Annotated in this window: 1 pseudogene; it reads right to left on the bottom strand. The window is 42.2% G+C overall.

What is annotated here, in order from left to right:
- Nucleotides 1-32: 32 nt before the first annotated feature.
- Nucleotides 33-912 (bottom strand): annotated as a pseudogene (locus tag R7P74_RS25305) (tetratricopeptide repeat protein); the annotation flags it as partial.

The raw sequence follows: 912 nt of genomic DNA, 5'->3' as shown, positions 1-912 counted from the left end.
GCCTTACGCGCATGCTTTAACTCAAACTATCCCATGCCACGAATGTAAGAGAGCTCTCCTTTTTGTTCGTGCTTAGCATCTGGGGCGGCGTTTTGCGTAAATTTCGTCGCCTCCGTATATTGCTTGTCTAAAATCATTAGACGAGCAATTTTTATTTGAGTTTTTGCTTGTGGAGCAAGATTGTAAGCTTGCTGATAGACGTCGATAGCCTGTTCAAGTTCTTGTGCTTGCTGCCAAAACGAACCAAGTGTTTCCAAATTTTTTGCGTTGCGTTCTACATGACCATTATCAAAGGCTGCTTGAAGTGTTTTCGCTGCGCGGAAAGGCACCCCTTGATAAGCTTGGAAGTTTACTAAACGCAGGTATTCTTTCTCACCTTCTAATAGACCCAATTTATGAGCCATTTCTAGTGTTGAAAGGGCATTGCGCTCTTGATTTAACTCCATGTAAATACCAGACAATTGAGTCCAGTAACGCTTATTTTTTGGATATTTAGTGGTTAATATTTTCAATACACCCGCAACGCTCTTGAACTGCTTAAGTTCATAATGCGCAGACATCAGTAGCTGATACCAAGATTCACTAGGTTCTTTACTCATAGCGATTGCTTGCTTAGCTGGTGGAATCGCGTTTTTGTAATCTTCTAGCTGAACATAAGCACTCGCTAGAGTGATGTATGCATGCGCTTGTGGCTTTTCTTCAGTGGTTTCTGCAATTTTGAACCACTCATTCATGGTTGCTACTGACTTTTTAAATTGCCCTTCGGCTAAGTAAAGCTGCGCCAAGCTATAACGAACTTGCTGGGCTACAGGCACTGGAAGTGCGTTTAAACTTAACGCATCAGCAAAATACTTTGCTGCTTTCGGGTAGTCATCTTGCAGAGAGTACAAAAAGCCCATCTGTTGCAGTAAG

It is taken from the genome of Vibrio sp. 2033, assembly GCF_033339735.1.
Note: the sequence above shows the minus strand (reverse complement) of the source record. Positions and strands in the feature narration are given on the sequence as shown.